This window comes from Clostridium sp. C105KSO13 (genome assembly GCF_001517425.1).
In the GTDB taxonomy this organism is placed as follows: Bacteria; Bacillota; Clostridia; order Lachnospirales; family Lachnospiraceae; genus Muricomes.
Genome location: NZ_FBWL01000169.1, coordinates 170,176 through 191,835 on the forward strand (window position 1 = coordinate 170,176; position 21,660 = coordinate 191,835).

The window sequence follows — 21,660 nt, forward strand, 5'->3', positions numbered from 1 at the left end:
GAGCATATTCTATGAGCATGATTCAGATAGGTATTATTGGTGTGATAGGTGCCCTTCTGTCCATACAGTTTAAAGGCGGGAAATCTGAATATGGGATTTACATAAGTGTGGCTATCAGTATTTTTATTTTTGCATGTATTGTAGACAGGCTTGGGCTTTTCGTGAAAGCAGTGTCTCAGGTGAGCCAATATATTAAAATTGATACCAGCTATATTGCAACTATGTTGAAAATGATTGGAATTACTTATATTGCTGAGTTCTCCTCCAGTGTCTGCAAAGATGCGGGATACCAGACAATAGCCATGCAGATTGAAATCTTCAGCAAACTGACCATACTGGCCCTTGGGCTGCCTGTGCTGCTTGCTCTTTTGGAAACAATTCAGGAGTTTTTATCATGAAGAGAGAACAGGGAAAAAAAGCCGGATGTGTCTTCTTATTTCTTCTGTTCTTTGCGGCAATATTCTTTTCTGATGGAAAGGGATACTGTCTGACTGTATATGCAGTTGAGAATGAAGGAGACATAGACTATGATGCAATTGAAAATGAGACCGAAAACAAACTGTTTTCGGAATTTGATTTTACGGAGATAGACGACAGCCTGCAAAAGCTGTTTCCGGAAAAAAAAATCACTTTTCAGGAACTGGTGTCTTCTCTTATAAAGGGAGAAGGAGCAGGGGCCGGAAAGCATATCATGGAATTTGTGGCAGACCAGTTTTTTTATGAATTCAGACAGAACAGACAAAATCTGGTCTATATGCTTCTGATTGCTATTATTGCAGCTGTTTTCACCAACTTCTCCAATGCATTCCAAAACAAACAGGTTTCAGAGATTAGTTTTTATGTTTTGTATATTCTTCTGATTACAATGTGCCTGAATGTATTTCGTATTGCAATGAAAGGAATTGAAGGACAGATGAGTGTGCTGCTGGACTTTATGGGTGTCTTGTGTCCCAGCTATTTTCTTGCAGTGGCAATTGCCTCGGGAAGCACCAGCTCGCTGATCTTTTATAACATTGTACTGTTTTTGATTTATGCAGCAGAGGTCATAATTTTACGTTTTCTTCTTCCAATTATTAATATTTATATTATGGTGCAGGTGATAAATTATCTTGCAGGTGAAGAATATCTGTCTCAGTTTGCCGAACTTTTAAAAAAGCTGGTTTCCTGGATTCTTAAAACATTGATTACCGTGGTGATCGGGATAAATGTTATTCAGGGCATGCTTGCACCGGCTATCGATACATTAAAACGAAGTGCTCTGACAAAAACAGCTCAGGCTATACCGGGAATAGGAAATGCAATCGGTGGAGTCACCGATGTAGTGCTGGGGACTGCTATACTGATAAAAAACGGCATAGGGATGGCAGGAGCGATTATTATAATTTCTATCTGTGCTGTGCCCGTTTTACAGAACATATTTATGATGCTGATGTATAAGCTGGCTGCCGCTTTAGTTCAGCCCGTTTCAGATAAAAGAATTACAAACTGTATCAGCAGTGTGAGTGAAGGTTATGAACTTATCGTAAAAGTGGTGCTTTCAACAGTAATACTATTTTTGCTGACCATTGCCGTGATAACAGCGACAACATCTTAAACAACAGGGCAAAAATGTATTTTGACCCTTGATACCTACGGATTGCTACCCACTTTGTGCACCCGCAATCCTAAAGTCATGCTTTTTCATGCAGCCATGAAACCCATGACCTGTTGACCCTGGTATCATATCATTTGTATGAGGGGGATATGACAATGCTTGATTATTTATATGAATGGATTCAAACCCTGGCTTTTTTCCTTGTGATCGTCACAGCAGTACTCCAGGTAATTCCCGGAACCGGATACAAAAAATATGTGCAGTTTTTTTCCGGTATGGTTATGATACTGCTGATGCTGACACCCGTACTAAAGCTTGTGGGGATGGAGAACCATTTTTATGAGTTGTATCACAGCAAAGAATATGAACTGTCAAAAGATGAGATTGAAGAGCAGCAGAAATATTTTGAGGATCAGGATATTATGGATTTTCTTCCCGATGAATATCAGAATGATGCCGGGGAAGATAATGAGTCAAAGGGCGCCTCTGACGAGATAAAAGTGGAGGGTATTCAGATTGGAAAATAAATGGAAGGAAATGTTAGATCAATTAAAAGAAAAGAGAAAATTTCCCGGGAAAACCCAGCTTTTGATTATTCTGCTCGTGGGCATCCTGCTGGTAGTGATTGCAATACCTGTGCCTGGCAGGAAAGCGACGGGCGCTGCAGAGAATACAGAGGATGCCGGAAAGAAGTCGGTTTCACCGTCTGATTCTCAGGAGGAGTATGCGCAGTATCTGGAGCGGCGCATCTCTAAGGCGCTGGAACATGTGCAGGGAGTTGGAAAAGCAGAAGTGATGATTACATTGAAGTCTTCCGGTCAGAATATTGTAGAGAAGGATCAAAAAAGCAGTAATCAGAATACAAATGAGGAGGACAGCTCGGGAGGGACACGTTCTGTAAAGGAAAATACAGCAGATAAGACAAGTATTTATGAGCAGTCTTCTGACGGGTCGTCGTCCCCCTATGTGAGTAAGAGGCTTACTCCGGAAATCGAAGGAGTGATTGTGATTGCCCAAGGCGGAGACAATGCAGTGGTTGTGGAGAATATAACAGAAGCAATCCAGGCATTATTCGGCGTAGAAGCGCATAAAATAAAAATAATGAAAAGGACTGATACATAAAAGGAGGATTCCAAGTGAAGCGTTTATTTAAGAAAAATCAAATTATTATTACCACGCTGGCAATTATGATTGCCATTGCCGGGTACCTGAATTACTCAGGCCGGCTGTTCGGACAGTCAGATAAGGGGTCTGCGGAGGCAAATGCAGATCTGGCCAACAAGGAGCTGCTGGATATTTCGGACGAAGATCTGGAGACAGGTTCCGGTGACATAGCAAGCAATGACTCTGAGGTGGACGGCACACCGGGAGAGGCAGTGTTGACAAGCGGCCAGACAGATGCGACTGTGGCACAGGCTAAAGTGTCCCGGGAACAGGTCCGTGCTCAGAACAAGGAAACGCTGCAGGCTATCATCGACAATACGAATATCAGCGATGAAGAGAAGCAGGACGCTATTGCCCAGATGGTCCAGATGACGCAATTGTCTGAGCAGGAAGTGACAATTGAAACTCTGATGGTATCCAAAGGGTTTTCAGAGAGTGTCGTGAGCCTTACAGCCGACTCTGCGGATATTGTTGTAAACAGCGCCGAACTGACAGATGCCAACCGTGCCCAGATAGAAGATATCGTAACACGGAAGACCGACATAGCGCCAGAGAACATTGTTATTACACCGATACATGAGGGTACAGCAGACAACGCTGCAAACAGCGGAGAATAAAAAAATTATAAGAGTAAATCATATCACATTGTAATGAACTTCTTTAAAACAATTGCAGGTGGTTTCCACTTGTGATAAACTAGATAAGTTAATAGGATGGTTGAACTGGAGATTAAAAATATGTCAGAAATTACAAATGAAATAAAAAAGAGAAGAACATTTGCCATTATTTCTCATCCGGATGCGGGTAAGACTACACTTACCGAGAAGTTTTTGCTTTATGGTGGAGCGATTAATCATGCCGGTTCCGTGAAGGGAAAGGCAACGGCAAAACATGCAGTTTCGGACTGGATGGATATTGAAAAAGAAAGAGGGATTTCCGTGACCTCTTCTGTGTTACAGTTCCGCTATGGCGGATACTGCATCAATATCCTGGATACACCGGGGCATCAGGATTTTTCCGAGGATACTTACCGCACCTTGATGGCGGCTGACTCTGCGGTGATGGTCATTGATGCTTCCAAGGGTGTGGAGGCTCAGACTCGCAAGCTGTTCAAGGTCTGTGTCATGAGACACATTCCGATTTTTACCTTTATTAATAAAATGGACAGAGAGGCAAGGGATACCTTTGACCTGCTGGATAATATCGAAAAAGAACTGGGAATAGCAACATGCCCGGTTAACTGGCCTATTGGTTCAGGCAAAGATTTCAAAGGAGTGTTTGACAGACAGAAGAAGGAAGTGGAGCTGTTTTCAGATACACAGAAAGGAACTGCCCTGGGAGAGGTGAAAAAAATCGATGCCAACAATCCGGAACTGGACTGGATACTGGGGACTGAGGCAAAGGCTACTCTAGAAGAAGAGATAGAACTTCTGGACGGTGCTGCGGCAGAGTTTGACCAGGAACTGGTCAACAAAGGAAATCTATCACCGGTTTTCTTTGGCTCCGCCCTCACGAATTTTGGCGTCGAAACTTTTCTGAAGCATTTTCTGGCAATGACCAGTTCTCCGCTTCCCAGAATGTCTGATATAGGAGAGATTGATCCTATGACAGAATCCGATTTTTCCGCTTTTGTATTCAAAATACAGGCAAATATGAATAAGGCGCACAGAGATAGAATCGCCTTTATGAGAATCTGCTCCGGTGAGTTTGAAGCCGGCTTACCTGTCTACCATATGCAGGGAGGGAAGGAAGTACGCCTGGCACGTCCCCAGCAGATGATGGCCAGCGAAAGAAAAATCATCGATAAGGCTTACGGAGGAGATATTATCGGTGTGTTTGACCCGGGAATCTTTTCTATTGGGGATACGCTGACTGCCGCAAAAGACAGGTTTACCTATGAAGGAATCCCTACCTTTGCGCCGGAACACTTTGCCAGAGTGCGTCAGGTTGATACTATGAAACGCAAGCAGTTCGTGAAAGGAATCAATCAGATAGCTCAGGAAGGTGCAATCCAGATCTTCCAGGAATTTAATACCGGAATGGAAGAAATTATTGTAGGCGTGGTAGGCGTGCTGCAATTTGATGTATTGGAATACCGCCTGTTAAATGAGTATAATGTAGAAATCAGACTGGAGAACCTTCCCTATGAGCATATCCGATGGATTGAAAATGAAGAAATCAACATGGACAAACTGACGGGGACTTCGGACATGAAGAAAATTAAGGACTTAAAGGGCAGGCCGCTTCTACTGTTTGTACATGAGTGGAGCATACGCATGACTCTGGAGAGAAATAAGGAACTAAAGCTTTCCGAATTCGGACGCTCCTGATATTCTTCTTTTCAAACAGATGGATATTTGCTATAATATAAAATAAAAAGAAACATCAGCGTAAATTAAGCAGGAGGTTTTTACGATGGCAAAGGACGAAAGAAATACTTATACTATACAGAATGACTCCAACATGGGGGAGGTCAAGATTGCAGATGAAGTTGTAGCAATTATTGCTGCCCTGGCGGCCACGGAAGTGGAAGGCGTTGCATCCATGGCAGGCAATGTGACCAATGAATTTATCAGCAAGCTGGGTATGAAGAACCTGTCCAAGGGCGTGAAAGTGGACGTGCTTGAAGGTGTTGTAACAGTTTCCCTGGCACTGAACCTGAAATATAATTACAGTATTATGGAGATTTCTTCCAAGGTACAGGAAAAGGTGAAGAATGCCGTGGAGAACATGACCGGCCTGGAAGTGGCCGATGTCAATATCAAGGTGGCCGGCGTGGAAATGGAAAGTCAGGAATAACCTTTTCATTGCAAAGGACAGTAGAGGTGTAGTATAATGGGGATGTCGTAAGGCATCCCTTTTTTTGGATGCCAATGGAAAGGAGCCAGCACATGGTAAGAAGAGAATTTCGAGAGCATGTTTTCAAAATGCTTTTTCAGATAGAGTTTGTTGACAGGAGGGATATGCCGGAACATATAAGCCTCTACTTAGATTATCTCGGGAGTGCCGGGGACACAGAAAAAGAGCAGATAAAAATCAAACTCCAGGCAGTCATAGATAAAGTAAATGAAATTGACGGGATCTTGAACGAGAAGACCACCGGGTGGAAGACCACAAGAATGAACAAAGTAGATTTATCAATTTTGCGTCTTGCAGTTTATGAGATGAAGTGGGACGAGGATATTCCGACAGGAGTGGCAATCAACGAGGCCGTGGAGCTGGCAAAGCATTTCAGCGGGGGTGAAGGTCCATCCTTCATTAACGGAGTTCTTGCAAAGCTCGTGGATTAGGAGGCGGTTATGCGTAATGTCTATACGGTAAAGCAGGTCAATGCATATATTAAAAACATGTTTACACAGGACTTCATGCTGAATAGAATTTATGTAAAAGGAGAGGTCTCCAATTGTAAATATCATACTTCAGGACATATCTATTTTTCATTAAAGGACGAGTCCGGCACGATAGCCTGCGTAATGTTTGCGGGTTCACGGTCAGGGCTTTCTTTTCGTATGCAGGAGGGTCAGCAGGTGATTGTCTTAGGCTCTGTCAGTGTCTATGAAAGGAGCGGCAGTTACCAGCTTTATGCCCGGGAAATCCTATTGGACGGAGCAGGTCTCCTGTATGAAAAATTTGAGACCCTTAAAAAGGAACTGGAGGAAATGGGCATGTTTTCTGTGCAATACAAGCTGCCAATTCCGAAATATGTAAAAAGGGTAGGTATTGTGACGGCCCCAACTGGGGCTGCGGTTCGCGATATTATAAATATCGCTTCTAGAAGAAATCCCTATGTGCAGCTGATTCTATATCCTGCTCTTGTACAGGGAGAAGGTGCGGTAAATAGTATTGTTAACGGAATTCAAATGTTAGAAAAAAAGGATATAGATGTTATGATTGTAGGGCGCGGAGGCGGCTCTATAGAAGATTTGTGGGCCTTTAATGAAGAAGCAGTGGCACAGGCCATCTTTGACTGCCGGGTCCCGGTGATTTCAGCTGTTGGACATGAAACAGACACAACCATAGCAGACTATGTGGCCGATCTGCGCGCTCCCACACCGTCGGCAGCCGCTGAACTTGCCGTCTATGAATATATGGGGACGGCAGGAATCATGGGGGAATACGAATTACAGCTGAGGCGCAGTATAACCCAAAGGATTCTTCAGGAGAGAAGAAGAAGTGAGCAGGCAGCCCTGAAGCTGAAGTTTACACACCCTGGGCAGAGACTTAACGAGAAAAGACAGCGCGCTGCGGATACAGAGCACAAGCTGCGCATGTTGATGAATAACTGTCTGGGAGGAAAGAAACATCAGTTTGCATTATATGTGGAGCAGATGAAGGGACTTTCGCCCCTGGCAAAGTTAAATCACGGATATTCTTATGTGGAAGGACCCGGAGGAATAAATATTAAATCTGTAAAAAGGATTTCCTCCGGTGATCCAATCCGCATTTATGTGTCAGATGGATATATCAGTGCAAAAGTAAAAGATAAGACGGAGGTGAAGCCGGATGGCAGAGCAGGAGAATAAAACACAAAGTGAGCAGGGAACTTCTCTGGAAGAGTTGTTTGAGAATCTGGATCGGGTAGTTTCCAGGCTGGAAGGAGACGAGGTGTCTTTGGAAGAATCTTTCCAGCTTTATCAAAAGGGAATGAATCTGTTGAAGCAGTGCAATACAACGATTGACACCGTGGAGAAAAAGGTGCAGATGCTGGATGAGAATGGAGAGACTCATGAATTTTAAGGAGACATATCAGAGAAAAGTAAAAGAAATTGAGAGCATACTGCGTAGTTATCTTCCAAAACAGGAAGGATACCAGGCCGTGATTATGGAAGCGATGGAATACAACCTGATGGCCGGGGGAAAACGGATTCGGCCCATGCTGATGCAGGAAACCTATCGGCTCTTCGGCGGGACAAGCAGGGTGATAGAACCTTTTATGGCAGCTCTGGAGATGATTCATACGTATTCACTGGTTCATGATGATCTTCCGGCTATGGACAATGATGATTATCGGAGAGGAAGAAAGACAACGCATATTGTATATGGAGAGGATATTGGAATTCTCACAGGTGATGCATTGCTCAACTACGCTTTTGAGACTGTTTCCTGTGCTTTTGATATAGAGCCGGAGCAAAGCCGACGGATTGGGAAAGCCCTTCAGGTTCTGACGGCTAAGGCCGGTATTTATGGGATGATCGGGGGGCAGGTCGTAGATGTGAAATCTGCCGGGCAAGCTATATCCGGTGAAAAACTGGATTTTATCTACAGACTGAAAACAGGAGCTCTGATTGAAGCGGCTATGATGATTGGGGCAATTCTTGGGGGTGCAGATGACAGCCAGGTAAAGATTGTAGAAGACATTGCCGGGAAGACAGGGCTGGCTTTTCAGGTTCAGGATGATATACTAGATGTGACAGGAACCGCGGAAGTCCTGGGGAAACCGGTACACAGCGATGAAAAGAATGAAAAGACAACCTATGTTACATGGAAAGGATTAGCAGAGGCAAAAGCACTGGTGGCAAAGCTTTCCCATGAGGCTGTGACGCTTCTTATGAGTCTGAAACCAGAGGAGAAGTACCTTCCTCAGTTGTTGGAATCATTAGTTAACAGAAGCAAATAGAGAGGAATTCCTTATGATATTAGAAAAGATTCAAAAGGAAAATGATATAAAAGAACTCCATCCGGAGGAACTGGATTTACTGGCAAAAGAAATCCGGCAGTTCCTTGTGGAGAAAATCAGTAAAACCGGTGGACATCTGGCCTCTAATCTGGGAGTTGTAGAGCTTACGATGGCTCTGCACCTGGTATTTTCACTGCCCAAGGATAAGTTAATCTGGGATGTTGGGCATCAGTCCTATACCCACAAACTCCTGACAGGCCGCCGGGCCGGTTTTGATGAATTGCGCAAATACGGAGGGATGAGCGGGTTCCCCAAGAGAAAGGAAAGTAAATGCGATGCCTTTGATACAGGGCACAGTTCAACATCCATTTCTGCGGGGCTGGGATATGTAGCTGCCAGAGATATACTTGGGAAATCAAATTCTGTTGTGTCAATTATAGGTGACGGTGCCATGACAGGCGGAATGGCATATGAGGCTCTGAATAATGCCTCCCGGCTGAAAAGTAATTTTATCATCGTTCTCAACGACAATAATATGTCCATCTCCGAAAATGTAGGCGGAATGTCTAAATATCTCAATGGCCTGCGTACAACAGAGGCTTATACCGATTTGAAGAAGGGTGTGGAGGATACTCTTCTTAAGATTCCGGTACAGGGAGAAAAAATTATAAATAAAGTAAAAAAAACGAAAAGCGGTATCAAACAGCTTCTTGTACCGGGCATGCTGTTTGAAGACATGGGGATAACATATTTGGGTCCTGTGGACGGTCACAACTTAAAGAGTCTTTGCAGAACTCTGCAGGAAGCAAAAAGAGTAAATCACGCTGTGCTTATCCATGTCCTGACGAAGAAGGGAAAGGGGTATACTCCGGCGGAGGAAAATCCGTCCCGTTTTCACGGAACCGGACCATTTGATGTAATCACAGGGGAATCAAACGGGGACAAAAGTGGGAAGGACAGTTATTCAGATGTGTTTTCCAAGGTACTTTGTGACATTGCAAAGCAAGATGAGAAAGTTACTGCAATCACAGCAGCTATGGCAGACGGCACAGGGCTTTCACGTTTTCAGAAATATTTCCCGGAACGTTTTTTTGATGTGGGAATTGCAGAAGAGCATGCACTGACTTTTGCCGCAGGACTTGCCGCAGGGGGGATGAAACCGGTGGTTGCAGTATATTCCTCCTTTTTACAGCGCGCTTATGACCAGGCAATTCATGATATATGCCTGCAAAAGCTGCCGGTTGTTCTGGCAGTAGACCGGGGGGGCCTGGTGGGCAGTGATGGAGAAACCCATCAAGGACTGTTTGATCTGTCTTTTTTGTCCACAATACCAAATATGACGATCATGTCCCCCAAAAATCGCTGGGAAATGGCGGATATGCTCAGATTTGCTGTGGACTTTGAGTACCCTGCAGCTCTGCGGTACCCAAGAGGAGAAGCCTATGAGGGTCTTAAAGATTTTCGTACACCGATTGTATATGGAAAGAGTGAGGTCCTTTATGAAGAGGAAGATATTGTCCTCTTGTTTGTGGGTCATATGGCTTCTCTTGGGGAGAAAGTGCGGAGAAAGCTAAAGGATATCGGATACAGCTGCAGTCTCGTCAATGCCCGGTTTATTAAACCGCTGGACACTGAAACACTGGAAAAAATGGCACAAGACCATACTCTTTTCGTGACCATAGAGGAGAATGTGCTGACCGGGGGCTATGGAGAGCAGGTGCTTTCCTATGTGTCAAGAGCTCACTTAGGCATCCGTGTACTCAATATCGGGATTTCCGACGATTATGTGGAGCACGGAAGCGTAGATGTGCTGCGCCATGAAGTAGGGCTGGACTGTGAAAGCATTACAAAGAAAATAATCACAGAATATATGCTGGTTTAGGTGAGAAAGGGTAAAATGAAGGAAAGATTAGACGTACTGCTGGTGAAACGAAATCTAGCAGAATCCAGGGAAAAGGCAAAAGCTATTATTATGTCAGGAAATGTCTTTGTGAACGGACAGCGGGAGGACAAGGCGGGATCTGCTTTTCCCGGTGATGTGCTCATAGAGGTAAGAGGACATACATTGCCTTATGTAAGCCGTGGCGGATTAAAGCTGGAAAAGGCATTGGCTAATTTTGATGTCAGCGTGAAGGGAAAGGTCTGTTCGGATGTAGGCTCATCCACAGGCGGTTTTACCGACTGTATGCTGCAGAACGGTGCTGTAAAAGTATTTGCCATAGATGTAGGCAGGGGACAGCTTGACTGGAAACTGAGACAGGATGAGCGTGTAGTCAGTATGGAAAAAACCAATATCCGCTATGTGACATCTGATGATATAGGAGAACCGGTAGACTTTTCTTCCATAGATGTTTCTTTTATTTCTCTGACAAAGGTATTGGAGCCTATTCGCAACTATCTGAAAGAGGATGGGGAAATTGTGGCTCTGATTAAGCCCCAATTTGAGGCGGGCAGGGAAAAAGTTGGAAAAAAGGGAGTGGTGCGTGATAAAAGTACTCATCATGAAGTCATAGAAAAAGTGGCATCCTATGCCGGCGCTCTTGGGTTTGAAATAAAAAATATTGACTTTTCCCCTATAAAAGGACCAGAGGGGAACATTGAATATCTGATACACTTAAAAAAATCAGTGACGTGTACGCATGAAATAAAAGTTGACTTACGGACAGTGGTGGACAAGGCATTTGAAACACTGACGAAATAAGGGGATACAATGGACAATTTTTACATTATAACAAATAAACTGAAGGATACTGATTTCAGTATCACGAATGAAGTATTAGATTATATCAGGCAAAATGGGAAAAAAGGTATTCTGTCCCAAAAGGATCAGGAAGGTAATATTATACAGGGGACTGTCCCCAAGGAGGCTGACTGTGCTCTGGTTCTTGGCGGTGACGGGACTTTCATACGTGCGGCAAGAGAGCTGGAGGGCCTCAATATTCCGCTGCTTGGCATCAATCTGGGGACATTAGGTTACCTGACTGAGGTAGAATTACACGATTTCCGCAAAGCTCTGGATATTTTGTTCCATACGAAACCGTCTGTTGAAGAGCGCATGATGCTGCGGGGCCAGGTGGAGGATATACCTGCACATTCAGCGATGAACGATATTGTGATCACTAGGGACGGATCACTGCGTATCATTTACTTTAACATTTATGTCAACGAAGAACTGCTTAGCACCTATCAGGCTGATGGTGTTATTATCTCTACGCCTACGGGAACTACGGGCTATAATCTTTCAGCGGGAGGGCCCATTGTGGAGCCTACGGCCAGTATGTTTGTAATCACACCTATCTGTGCTCATACGTTGAACACAAGCAGCATCGTATTGTCGGCAGACGATATTATTGAAGTGGAACTTTGTTCGGGACGTTATGGGAGAACAGAACATGCCGTAGCTGTATTTGATGGGACAAATCCGATTTCCATGGTGACAGGAAACAGGATTGTGATAAAGAGGGCAGAGGAAACGGCGAAGATGATCAAGCTTTGCAATGAGAGTTTTATGAAAAGATTGTGTATGAAGATGAAAGGAAAGTAGAACTATGAAAGTCAGTCGCCATGCAAAAATCATTGAATTAATCAGCCAGCATGACATTGAGACTCAGGAGGAGCTGGCGGAATTTCTAAACAAGGCCGGGTTTAAAGTAACCCAGGCAACAGTGTCCAGGGACATCCGGGACTTAAAGCTTACCAAAGTTTCTGCCGGTGAGGGCAGGCAGAAGTACGTGATACTAAAGCCCAAGGATGACGGGATGAATGAAAAGTATATCCGTGTGCTTAGAGACGGCTATGATTCGATGGATATGGCACAAAATATTCTTGTAATTAAGACTGTATCAGGCATGGCAATGGCAGTTGCTGCGGCAGTAGATGCCATGAAATGGAAAGAGGTAGTGGGGTGTATTGCGGGGGATGACACAATTATGTGCGCTATCCGCAGTACAGAAGAGACTGTGGCTGTCATGGACAAGATTCGAAAGATTGTGGCAAAGGGGAATTAGAAAAAGTATATGTTACAATATCTGCATGTTAAGAACTTAGCGTTGATTGACGAAATTGAAGTAGAATTCCAGCCGGGACTCAATATCCTGACTGGTGAGACAGGAGCCGGGAAATCAATTATTCTGGGCTCTGTAGGCCTTGCACTGGGAGGCAGATACAGTGCGGATATGCTGAGAAAAGGAGCCGGGGCAGGCCTTGTAGAGCTGATGTTTTCCGTGGAAGATGAGGCAATAGAAAAACAGCTGGAGGCACTGGATATTTTTCCTGAGAGCAATATGCTTGTTCTTTCGAGAAAATTGATGGAGGGCCGCAGTGTCAGCAAAATCAACGGAGAGATGGTTAATATGGCCACGCTGAAGGATGTGGCCAGTATTTTGATTGATATACACGGCCAGCATGAACATCAGACTCTGCTGCACAAGAAAAATCATCTTGCGCTGCTGGATGTATATGCCGGAGATAAGGTAACAGCGCTGAAAGCGTCTGTTTCTGCTGCATTTAAGAACTTTCAAAAGTGCAGACGCAAGCTGGAAGTATCGGCCATGGACGAGGAAAGCCGAAAGAAAGAAATTTCACTTGCCGAATTTGAGATAAATGAAATTGAAGAGGCGAATTTGCAGGACGAAGAAGATATAAGTCTTGAATTAACGTATCAGCGTATGACTGAGAGCAGACGCCTTACAGAGAGTATTGCAGAGACTTATCAGTTTACAAGTGAAAGTGCCCAGGGTAATGCCAGCGATTTCCTGAGCCGGGCCATCCGCGCTTTTCAGGGAGTGGAGGACTGCGATGCTGTCGGCAGTAGTTTATATCAGCAGCTTGTGGAAATTGACAGCCTTCTAAATGACTTTAACAGGGAACTCTCGGACTATGCTAAAAGTTTCGAGTTCTCGGAGGAGGAGTATTTTGAGACGGAAAATCGTCTGAATCAGTTAAATTATTTAAAGACAAAATATGGAAACAGTGTAAATGAAATCAAAGAATATTTCGCCATAAAAAGTGAAAGACTAAATGAACTGAAAGATTATGATAATTATATTGCTGAACTTGAAAAAAAATATGCGCAAAGCGAGAAAGAATTACGTAAGTATTCAACAGCGCTGACGAAAGCCCGGAAAGAAGCCGCACAAATTTTTGTTAAAGAAATAAAGCAGGGGCTAAATGATTTGAATTTTCTGGATGTACAGTTTGAAATGAGGATAAGCAGTGCCGGTGCTTATTCTGCGAACGGAGCAGATGAAGGTGAATTCTATATTTCTACGAATCCTGGAGAGTCCGTAAAGCCTTTGGGGAATGTTGCCTCCGGAGGAGAACTCTCCAGAATTATGCTGGCAGTTAAAGCAGTGCTGGCGGACAAGGAAGACACTCCGACTTTGATTTTTGACGAAATAGATACAGGAATCAGCGGCATCACAGCGGGCAAGGTTGGGGAGAAGATGCGCGAGATAGGCAGAAACAGACAGGTCATATGCATTACGCATCTTGCCCAGATAGCAGCCATGGCAGATGCACATTATTTGATTCAAAAAAAAGCAAAATCAAATATAACCAAAACAGAAATACTTTGTCTAGGTGAGCAGGAATCCGTGAACGAACTGGCAAGACTTCTGGGTGGGGCAAAAATAACCGGAAAGATAATGGAGAGCGCGGCCGAAATGAAAGAACTGGCAAAGCGTGAAATATAATACCAGTGTGAAATAGACTACATACACACATACTAAAAACAGATACCAATTGGCATCTGTTTTTTATTCTAAATAAAGGAGAGGACGTGTGTAAATGAAAGGACACTGGCATAGCAAAATACTAGCTTTCTTTTTTATCTTTTTCTTATCTGCTGCAGTGGGCTGCTTTGGATGGGCTGCCACAGACGCGGCAAAGCAGACGGAAGTCAGTACAGAGGCAATCAACAGTGATACGGTTCTTGTCGGAGGTATGCCGGTGGGAATTTACATGGAGACCGACGGAGTCATGGTTCTGGATACAGATCACATTGAAGGCTTAGATGGTGCTCAATATGAACCGGCATTACATCTTGTAAAATGCGGTGATTATATTACCGGGCTAAATGGAAAGACAATTGAAAACAAGAAGGAACTAATGAATGCTTTAAAGAGGTTAGATGAAAAGACAGTAATTCTTCAGCTTAGGAGAAACGAAGAAATTTTAGATGTAAAAATCAAACCGGTGGAGTGTAAGCCTGATGAATACAAACTTGGGATCTGGGTGAGGGATAATATACAAGGTCTTGGAACTGTTACATTTCTGACAAAAAGCAGTATGTTTGGGGCTTTGGGGCACGGGATCCATGATATTGATACAAATACACTGCTTTCTATCGCTGATGGAACTCTCTATAAAACCAGTATACACTCGGTTAAAAAGGGAGAAAATGGCATCCCCGGAAGCATGGAAGGGATCATCGTCTATAATGGGTATAATAGAATCGGCACGATTGAAAAGAACACAGAGGAAGGAATTTATGGTCGTATAGATAAAATCGATGATCTGTTTACAGAGCAGATTCCTGTAGAGACAGCATCCAGGAATGAAGTGGAAATCGGGGATGCGACAATGCGTTGCTATATCGACAGCGAAGTGCATGAATATAGTATAAAAGTGACAGATATCGACTTTTCCGGACAAGAAGTGAATAAGGGTATCGTAATCCAGGTCACAGACCCGAAACTCCTTGAAAAGACGGGTGGAATCATACAAGGTATGAGCGGAAGTCCCATTCTCCAAAACGGGAAATTAATAGGCGCAGTAACCCACGTTTTTGTGCAAGATTCCACAAAAGGATACGGGATTTTTATAGATAACATGTTGGAAAATGTTAAGTAAAGGTCTTTGTCGAAATAACGAAACAATTTACGCTTGATTCCGCGTTGAGCAACGGGATATAATAATCGCGTGGTGTTTTTCAGTTAAGGTCCTTGGAGGAGAGAGGGATTATGGAACATTTGAACGTGGCCATCGCTGATGATAATGAACGGATTTTGAACTTACTTGAAGAAATTATCAACATGGACAAAGAGCTCAAGGTGGTTGGAAAGGCAAAAAATGGTGAAGAGATGTGTCAGATTATCAAAAACCAGCAGCCGGATGTGGTTCTTCTTGATCTTATTATGCCGAAAATGGATGGATTATCCGTTATGGAGCACGTTAATCAAGATAAAACCATGTCAAAACACCCTGATTTTATTGTCGTAACAGCGGTCGGGCAGGAAAAAATCACAGAAGACGCCTTCAATAAGGGTGCAAATTACTACATCATGAAACCTTTCAACAATGAGATGTTGGTGAATCGTATCAAAACTGTAAGAAAAGTGTTCCAAAGTCACGATAAGAAAAATGAAGAGTTATCTGTGCATTCATGTACCAGAGAAGAAGACCTGGAGAATCGTATTACGAATATGCTCCATGAAATCGGTATACCGGCTCATATTAAAGGTTATCATTATCTAAGAGATGCGATTATGATGTCTGTCGATGATATGGATGTACTTAATGCAATTACTAAGGTTCTTTATCCCACTGTGGCAAAGAAGTACCAGACTACATCCAGCCGTGTTGAGCGTGCTATACGCCATGCAATCGAAGTTGCTTGGAATCGGGGAAAATTAGACACATTGGACGAACTATTTGGATATACAGTCAGCACGGGCAAAGGGAAACCTACAAATTCAGAATTTATAGCCTTGATTGCCGACACAATTCAGTTAGAGTACAAGCACAGATAATTCTTTCTTTTACCTCCAAAATAGGGTATAATATTTTTCAGTATAAGATTTTAGAGTAAATACTGAGGGTATTGGAGGAAAAGCTATGAAAAACATTTTGTTTGCAGCTTCAGAATGTGTGCCGTTTATTAAGACAGGAGGTCTTGCGGATGTAGCGGGTTCGCTGCCGAAATACTTCAACAGAAAAAAGTATGACGCACGTGTTGTGCTTCCGAAATATTCCTGTATGAACCAGAAATGGAAAGATAAAATGGAAAATATAGACCATTTCTATATGGACATCGCCAATCAGAATCAGTATGTGGGAATTTTGAAATGTGTGCATGAGAATGTTATATTTTATTTTATCGACAATGAGTATTATTTCAGCGGTGCTGCTCCCTATGAAGGAGACCCACGATGGAATATTGAGAAGTTTGCCTTTTTTTCAAAAGCAGTGTTAAGCATTCTTCCAGTCATTGGATTTCGTCCTGATCTTATACACTGTCATGACTGGCAGACCGGGCTGATACCGGTTTATATTGATAATTTCCGTTATCTGGGAGAGTATTACCGTGGAATTAAGACAATTATGACGATACATAACCTGAAGTTCCAGGGAGTATGGGATACAAAAACCGTCCGTCAGATTACAGAACTGCCGGAGTATTATTTTGTACCGGACAAAATGGAAGCATACAACGATGCTAATCTTCTAAAAGGCGGAATTGTATATGCAGACAAAGTGACGACAGTAAGCCAGACTTATGCAGAAGAAATTAAGACACATTTTTATGGAGAAGGCCTTGATGGTCTGATGGTGGCCCGTTCCAACGATTTATGCGGTATTGTGAACGGACTTGATTACGAAGAATACAGTCCTTTTTCGGACACAAGAATTACAAAGAAGTTTACATCTGATACCTTCCGCAGAAACAAACCAGTCAACAAACTTGCATTGCAGAAAGAATTGGGACTGGAGAGAAATCCCAAGGTCATGCTCATTGGAATAGTATCAAGATTAACAGATCAAAAGGGATTGGATTTGATAGACTATATCATGGATGAGTTGTGTCAGGATGCCGTTCAGATTGTTGTACTTGGCACGGGCGAAGCGAGATATGAGAATATGTTCCGTCATTTTGCATGGAAGTATTCAGGAAAAGTATCCGCGAACATCTTTTATTCGGAAGACTTATCCCATCGGATTTATGCATCCTGCGATGCGTTTTTGATGCCGTCGCTGTTTGAACCATGTGGTTTAAGCCAGCTTATGAGCCTTCGCTACGGCACAATTCCGATTGTAAGGGAAACAGGAGGATTAAAAGATACAGTAGAACCATACAACGAGTTTGACAAAACCGGGACCGGCTTCAGTTTTGCAAATTATAATGCAGAGGAACTGCTGAACACGATTCGTTATGCAGGACATATTTATTATGATAAGAAACGTGATTGGAATAAAATTGTAGAGCACGCAATGAATCAGGATTTTTCCTGGAAGAATTCAGCCAGACAGTATCAGGATTTATACAGGGATCTGATTGGAGAATAAGAAAATCAGCTTTTGAAAAGAGCTTAAGATAAAGACAGGAGAGTAAATTACATGAAGATTATAGATAAACTGAAAGAAGACCGGATACACATATCTTTTGAGGTTTTTCCGCCGAAGACAGATGCCGGATTTGATAATGTGTTACAGGCAACGGACAGAATTGCAGAATTAAAACCGGATTTCATCAGTGTTACTTATGGGGCAGGAGGCGGCACCAGTAAGAATACCGCCGAAATTGCGAGACATATCAAAGAGGATTTGGGCGTGGAAAGCCTGGCGCATCTCACCTGTGCTTCCTCCACAAAGAAAGAAGTAAGAAGCGTAATAAAGAATCTCAAGGAGTTGGGAATAGAAAATATACTGGCACTAAGAGGAGACATTCCGGAAAATTCATCCTTTCCCTCAGATGACCGTTTCCGTCATGCCAGTGAGCTGGTGACAGAGATACATAACTACGGTGATTTTTGTATTGGCGCAGCCTGTTATCCGGAGGGACATCCGGAGAGTCAATACAGCAAAGAGGATATCAGGTTTCTGAAAAAAAAGGTGGACAGAGGCGTCGATTTTCTGACCACCCAGATGTTTTTTGAAAATGATATCCACTATAATTTTTTGTACCGTATCCGGGAGGCCGGCATTACTGTACCTGTTTTGCCCGGTATTATGCCTATTACGAGTGCGAAGCAGATAAAGCGGAGTATTGAACTCTCGGGCACTGTGTTCCCCAGGCGCTTTCTGGCGATTGCAGATCGGTTCGGGGATTGCCCGGAGGCTATGCAGCAGGCCGGTATTGCTTATGCTGTTGATCAGATTATTGATCTGCTTGCCAATGGAATAAAGAACATTCATATATACTCGATGAATAAGCCGAATGTAGCAGAGACAATTATGTCTCAGTTATCTGAAATTGTAAAATGCTAGGAGTTGCAGCAAATGGATACGATGACGAAGGAAGCCATCCGCTATCTGGGATATGGGAAACATGCGGTAGACGATCATACCCTTGCACTGATTTCTGATTCTTTTTTGAATCTGGAAGCGGCTGCAGGCCGGAAATCCATCTACCGCATCTTTGATTTAAAACAGACTGGGGATGACAAAGTTTTAATCGAAACAATGGAGATACACAGTAAAAATCTCGCAAAGAACCTTAAGGGATGTAATAAAATCGTTCTGTTTGGAGCAACCCTGGGAATAGGAGCGGACAGGCTGATAAGGAGGGCTTCCCTGACAGATATGGCCAGGACGGTGGTGCTGCAGGCATGTGCGGCAGCCATGCTGGAAGAATACTGCGAGGAATGTCAGAGCAATATCGACAGGGAACTAAGAACTCAGGGACTTTATCTCAGACCCCGTTTCAGCCCCGGTTATGGAGATTTTGACATACACTATCAGACGCAGCTCATGCAGATGCTGGACTGTGCAAAGCTAATTGGGCTTACAATGACAGACAGCTTTATGATGTCTCCGACAAAGTCCGTCACGGCTGTCATAGGGGCCAGTGCTGCAAAAGAAAAATGTCACAGTAAAGGCTGCGAATCCTGTGACAAAGAAGACTGTGCATATAGAAGGGATACAATATGATTTTAGACAGATTGGGAAAAGAACTGCTTTTTTTTGACGGCGGTATGGGAACTTTACTTCAGGCAGAAGGATTGAAGCCGGGGGAACTCCCTGAGACATGGAATATAACTCATGCCGATATCATTACAGATATACATAGGCAATACATTGAAGCCGGTAGTGACATCGTGCTGACAAATACATTTGGGGCCAACGCACTGAAATTTCATGATGAGGCCTGTTCCCTTCAGGAAATTGTGAGTGCGGCAGTGGAACACGCCAAGAGGGCGGCTTCTCAGGCTGGGACCGGTGGACGGGAAATCTACACGGCATTAGATGTAGGGCCTACCGGAAAGCTCCTTAAACCCATGGGCGACCTGGATTTTGAAAATGCGTATAATGCCTTTGGCGAGGTAATGCGCCGGGGAGCTGAGGCAGGAGCTGATCTGATTCATATTGAGACCATGAGTGACACCTATGAACTGAAGGCTGCTGTCCTGGCAGCGAAAGAAAATACCCATCTTCCTGTGTTCGTAACGACTATTTTTGATGAGAGGGGCAAGCTTCTCACCGGGGCAGATGTTCCCGCAGTCGTGGCGCTGCTGGAAGGACTGCGGGTGGATGCACTTGGTATCAACTGTGGTCTGGGGCCGGTACAGATGCTTCCTGTTTTTGAACAGATCCTTGAGTATACGTCACTGCCAGTTATTGTCAAGCCCAATGCGGGATTGCCAAAGCAGGTAAAGGGAGAGACTTATTACGATGTTCTTCCCAGGGAGTTTGCAGGCACTATGAAGGAAATTGTAAGTCAGGGTGCTGCCGTCATAGGCGGGTGCTGCGGTACCACACCTGAGCATATCAGGGAGATGACAAAACTCTGTCGGGGAAAGTCACTGAAACCGGCCGGGGAAAAGAATATTACAATGATCTCATCCTATGGCCAGTCTGTATGTTTCGGCCGGGATTCTAAAATCATAGGCGAACGGATCAATCCCACAGGGAAAAAGAGATTTAAGCAGGCGTTAAAGGACCATGACATAGACTATATTCTCAAGGAAGGAATCACTCAGCAGGACCTGGGGGCACATATCCTGGATGTGAATGTGGGCCTGCCGGATATAGATGAAGCTGCAGTGATGGCAGAAGTAGTGGAGGAACTCCAGAGTGTGACCAGCCTGCCACTTCAAATCGATACGGTAGATACAAAGGCTATGGAAGCGGCGCTGCGGATTTATAATGGAAAACCTATGGTGAATTCTGTCAGCGGAAAACAGGAATCTATGGATGCAGTATTTCCTTTGATAAAAAAATATGGCGGTGTAGTTATAGGACTTACTCTGGATGAGGCGGGAATTCCTAAAACAGCGGACGAAAGAGTGGCAGTAGCCCGAAAAATCATTGCGGAAGCAAAAAAATATGGAATACAAAAAAAGGATATTGTAATTGATGTGCTTGCCATGACAATCAGTTCAGAACCCGAGGGAGCCAAGGTGACACTGATGGCCCTGAAAAAGGTCAGAGAAGAATTAGGGGTGCACACGGTTCTCGGAGTATCCAATATTTCGTTTGGCTTGCCCAACCGTCCTGTCATCAATTCCAATTTCTATACCATGGCAATGTTAAATGGCTTGAGTGCGGGAATTATCAATCCTTCCTCTGAAGAAATGATGAGGTCCTATTACGCATACCATGCACTCATGAATATGGACAGCAACTGTGAAAAATATATTACCAGATATGCAGGAGCAAGTAAAGGGGTACGGGATGCTTCTTCAGGCACCCTTGATATGTCACTTAAAGCGGCAATAGAGAAAGGTCTGAAAGAAGAAGCTCATCACATTACCTGCGACATGGTTAAGGATAAGGTTCCTCTTGATATCATCAATGAACATCTGATTCCTGCGCTGGATTATGTGGGAAAAGGATTTGAACAGGGCACAGTCTTTCTGCCCCAGCTTTTGATGAGTGCGGAGGCGGCAAAAGCGGCGTTTGCCATTTTAAAGGATTCTCTTGCCGAAAGCGGTAAGTCAAGTGAAAAGAAGGATAAAATTATATTGGCCACCGTAAAGGGGGATATCCATGATATTGGGAAAAATATCGTGAAGGTATTGTTAGAAAACTACGGTTTTGATGTTATAGATATGGGAAAAGATGTGGCGCCAAAACGAATTGCCGCGAAAGCAAAAGAAGAGAATGTACAGCTGGTGGGGTTAAGTGCACTCATGACGACTACTGTGGTTAGTATGGAGGACACGATACGTCTGCTAAGGAAGAATGTGCCTGACTGCAAAGTGATGGTGGGCGGTGCCGTTTTGAACCAGGAATATGCGGATATGATAGGAGCAGACTTTTATGGGAAAGATGCCATGCAGTCCGTATATTACGCACAGCGCGTTTTTGCACAATAGGAAACCACACTTTTTATTCAAGAGTACAA

22 protein-coding genes are annotated in these 21,660 nt (G+C 43.7%); all 22 read left to right on the forward strand.

Features of this window, described 5'->3' with window-relative positions:
* Positions 1-11: 11 nt before the first annotated feature.
* The 22 genes from BN3456_RS11910 to BN3456_RS12015 all read left to right on the forward strand — a co-directional run bounded on the left by BN3456_RS11910 (position 12) and on the right by BN3456_RS12015 (position 21,631).
* Complete coding sequence (locus BN3456_RS11910) at positions 12-398, forward strand: SpoIIIAC/SpoIIIAD family protein (protein ID WP_089984354.1); 387 nt, start codon at positions 12-14, stop codon at positions 396-398.
* A complete protein-coding gene (locus tag BN3456_RS11915) occupies positions 395-1,594 on the forward strand; it encodes a stage III sporulation protein AE (RefSeq protein WP_089984355.1) in 1,200 nt (399 codons plus the stop codon). Before BN3456_RS11910 ends, BN3456_RS11915 begins: the two co-directional genes overlap by 4 nt.
* Before the next feature lie 155 nt (positions 1,595-1,749).
* Positions 1,750-2,121, forward strand: a complete 372-nt coding sequence (locus tag BN3456_RS11920; RefSeq protein WP_089984356.1) for a stage III sporulation protein AF — start codon at positions 1,750-1,752, stop codon at positions 2,119-2,121.
* Complete coding sequence (locus tag BN3456_RS11925; protein WP_176699185.1) at positions 2,111-2,716, forward strand: stage III sporulation protein AG; 606 nt, start codon at positions 2,111-2,113, stop codon at positions 2,714-2,716. Before BN3456_RS11920 ends, BN3456_RS11925 begins: the two co-directional genes overlap by 11 nt.
* 14 nt (positions 2,717-2,730) lie before the next feature.
* Positions 2,731-3,375: a SpoIIIAH-like family protein gene (locus tag BN3456_RS11930; RefSeq protein WP_089984357.1), complete on the forward strand. Its 645-nt coding sequence runs from the start codon at positions 2,731-2,733 to the stop codon at positions 3,373-3,375.
* Positions 3,376-3,495: 120 nt separating this feature from the next.
* Positions 3,496-5,088, forward strand: coding sequence for a peptide chain release factor 3 (locus tag BN3456_RS11935; RefSeq protein ID WP_089984509.1), 1,593 nt, complete (start codon positions 3,496-3,498; stop codon positions 5,086-5,088).
* A gap of 85 nt (positions 5,089-5,173) precedes the next feature.
* Positions 5,174-5,557 (forward strand): Asp23/Gls24 family envelope stress response protein, encoded by a 384-nt coding sequence (locus BN3456_RS11940; RefSeq protein WP_089984359.1) that lies wholly within the window; start codon positions 5,174-5,176, stop codon positions 5,555-5,557.
* Positions 5,558-5,649: 92 nt separating this feature from the next.
* Entirely contained in the window at positions 5,650-6,048 is a 399-nt protein-coding gene (nusB, locus tag BN3456_RS11945) for a transcription antitermination factor NusB (RefSeq protein WP_089984360.1), read from the forward strand.
* A 9-nt stretch (positions 6,049-6,057) separates the two neighbouring features.
* The gene (gene xseA / locus BN3456_RS11950) at positions 6,058-7,281 is read left to right on the forward strand and encodes an exodeoxyribonuclease VII large subunit (protein ID WP_089984361.1); all 1,224 of its coding nucleotides are present in this window, start codon (positions 6,058-6,060) and stop codon (positions 7,279-7,281) included.
* Positions 7,262-7,495 carry an exodeoxyribonuclease VII small subunit gene (gene xseB, locus BN3456_RS11955; protein WP_089984363.1) on the forward strand — a complete coding sequence of 78 codons (234 nt, stop codon included), beginning with the start codon at positions 7,262-7,264 and terminating at the stop codon, positions 7,493-7,495. The genes xseA and xseB overlap by 20 nt, the downstream gene beginning before the upstream one ends.
* The gene (locus BN3456_RS11960; protein WP_089984365.1) at positions 7,485-8,375 is read left to right on the forward strand and encodes a polyprenyl synthetase family protein; all 891 of its coding nucleotides are present in this window, start codon (positions 7,485-7,487) and stop codon (positions 8,373-8,375) included. Before xseB ends, BN3456_RS11960 begins: the two co-directional genes overlap by 11 nt.
* Positions 8,376-8,388: 13 nt before the next feature.
* Entirely contained in the window at positions 8,389-10,257 is a 1,869-nt protein-coding gene (gene dxs, locus BN3456_RS11965; protein ID WP_089984367.1) for a 1-deoxy-D-xylulose-5-phosphate synthase, read from the forward strand.
* Between the two features lie 15 nt (positions 10,258-10,272).
* The gene (locus BN3456_RS11970) at positions 10,273-11,076 is read left to right on the forward strand and encodes a TlyA family RNA methyltransferase (protein ID WP_089984369.1); all 804 of its coding nucleotides are present in this window, start codon (positions 10,273-10,275) and stop codon (positions 11,074-11,076) included.
* Positions 11,077-11,085: 9 nt separating this feature from the next.
* Positions 11,086-11,919, forward strand: a complete 834-nt coding sequence (locus tag BN3456_RS11975) for an NAD(+)/NADH kinase (protein WP_089984370.1) — start codon at positions 11,086-11,088, stop codon at positions 11,917-11,919.
* Between the two features lie 4 nt (positions 11,920-11,923).
* The gene (argR, locus tag BN3456_RS11980) at positions 11,924-12,382 is read left to right on the forward strand and encodes an arginine repressor (protein ID WP_089984372.1); all 459 of its coding nucleotides are present in this window, start codon (positions 11,924-11,926) and stop codon (positions 12,380-12,382) included.
* A gap of 9 nt (positions 12,383-12,391) precedes the next feature.
* The gene (gene recN / locus BN3456_RS11985) at positions 12,392-14,068 is read left to right on the forward strand and encodes a DNA repair protein RecN (protein ID WP_089984374.1); all 1,677 of its coding nucleotides are present in this window, start codon (positions 12,392-12,394) and stop codon (positions 14,066-14,068) included.
* Positions 14,069-14,162: 94 nt separating this feature from the next.
* A complete protein-coding gene (spoIVB, locus tag BN3456_RS11990) occupies positions 14,163-15,227 on the forward strand; it encodes a SpoIVB peptidase (protein ID WP_089984376.1) in 1,065 nt (354 codons plus the stop codon).
* Positions 15,228-15,337: 110 nt separating this feature from the next.
* Positions 15,338-16,126, forward strand: a complete 789-nt coding sequence (gene spo0A, locus BN3456_RS11995) for a sporulation transcription factor Spo0A (protein ID WP_089984378.1) — start codon at positions 15,338-15,340, stop codon at positions 16,124-16,126.
* Between the two features lie 85 nt (positions 16,127-16,211).
* On the forward strand, positions 16,212-17,660 hold the full coding sequence (gene glgA / locus BN3456_RS12000) for a glycogen synthase GlgA (RefSeq protein WP_089984380.1): 1,449 nt from the start codon (positions 16,212-16,214) through the stop codon (positions 17,658-17,660).
* A 51-nt stretch (positions 17,661-17,711) separates the two neighbouring features.
* Complete coding sequence (gene metF, locus BN3456_RS12005) at positions 17,712-18,581, forward strand: methylenetetrahydrofolate reductase [NAD(P)H] (RefSeq protein WP_089984381.1); 870 nt, start codon at positions 17,712-17,714, stop codon at positions 18,579-18,581.
* A gap of 12 nt (positions 18,582-18,593) precedes the next feature.
* Positions 18,594-19,244, forward strand: a complete 651-nt coding sequence (locus BN3456_RS12010) for a vitamin B12 dependent-methionine synthase activation domain-containing protein (protein ID WP_089984382.1) — start codon at positions 18,594-18,596, stop codon at positions 19,242-19,244.
* Entirely contained in the window at positions 19,241-21,631 is a 2,391-nt protein-coding gene (locus tag BN3456_RS12015; RefSeq protein ID WP_089984384.1) for a homocysteine S-methyltransferase family protein, read from the forward strand. Before BN3456_RS12010 ends, BN3456_RS12015 begins: the two co-directional genes overlap by 4 nt.
* Positions 21,632-21,660: the final 29 nt, after the last annotated feature.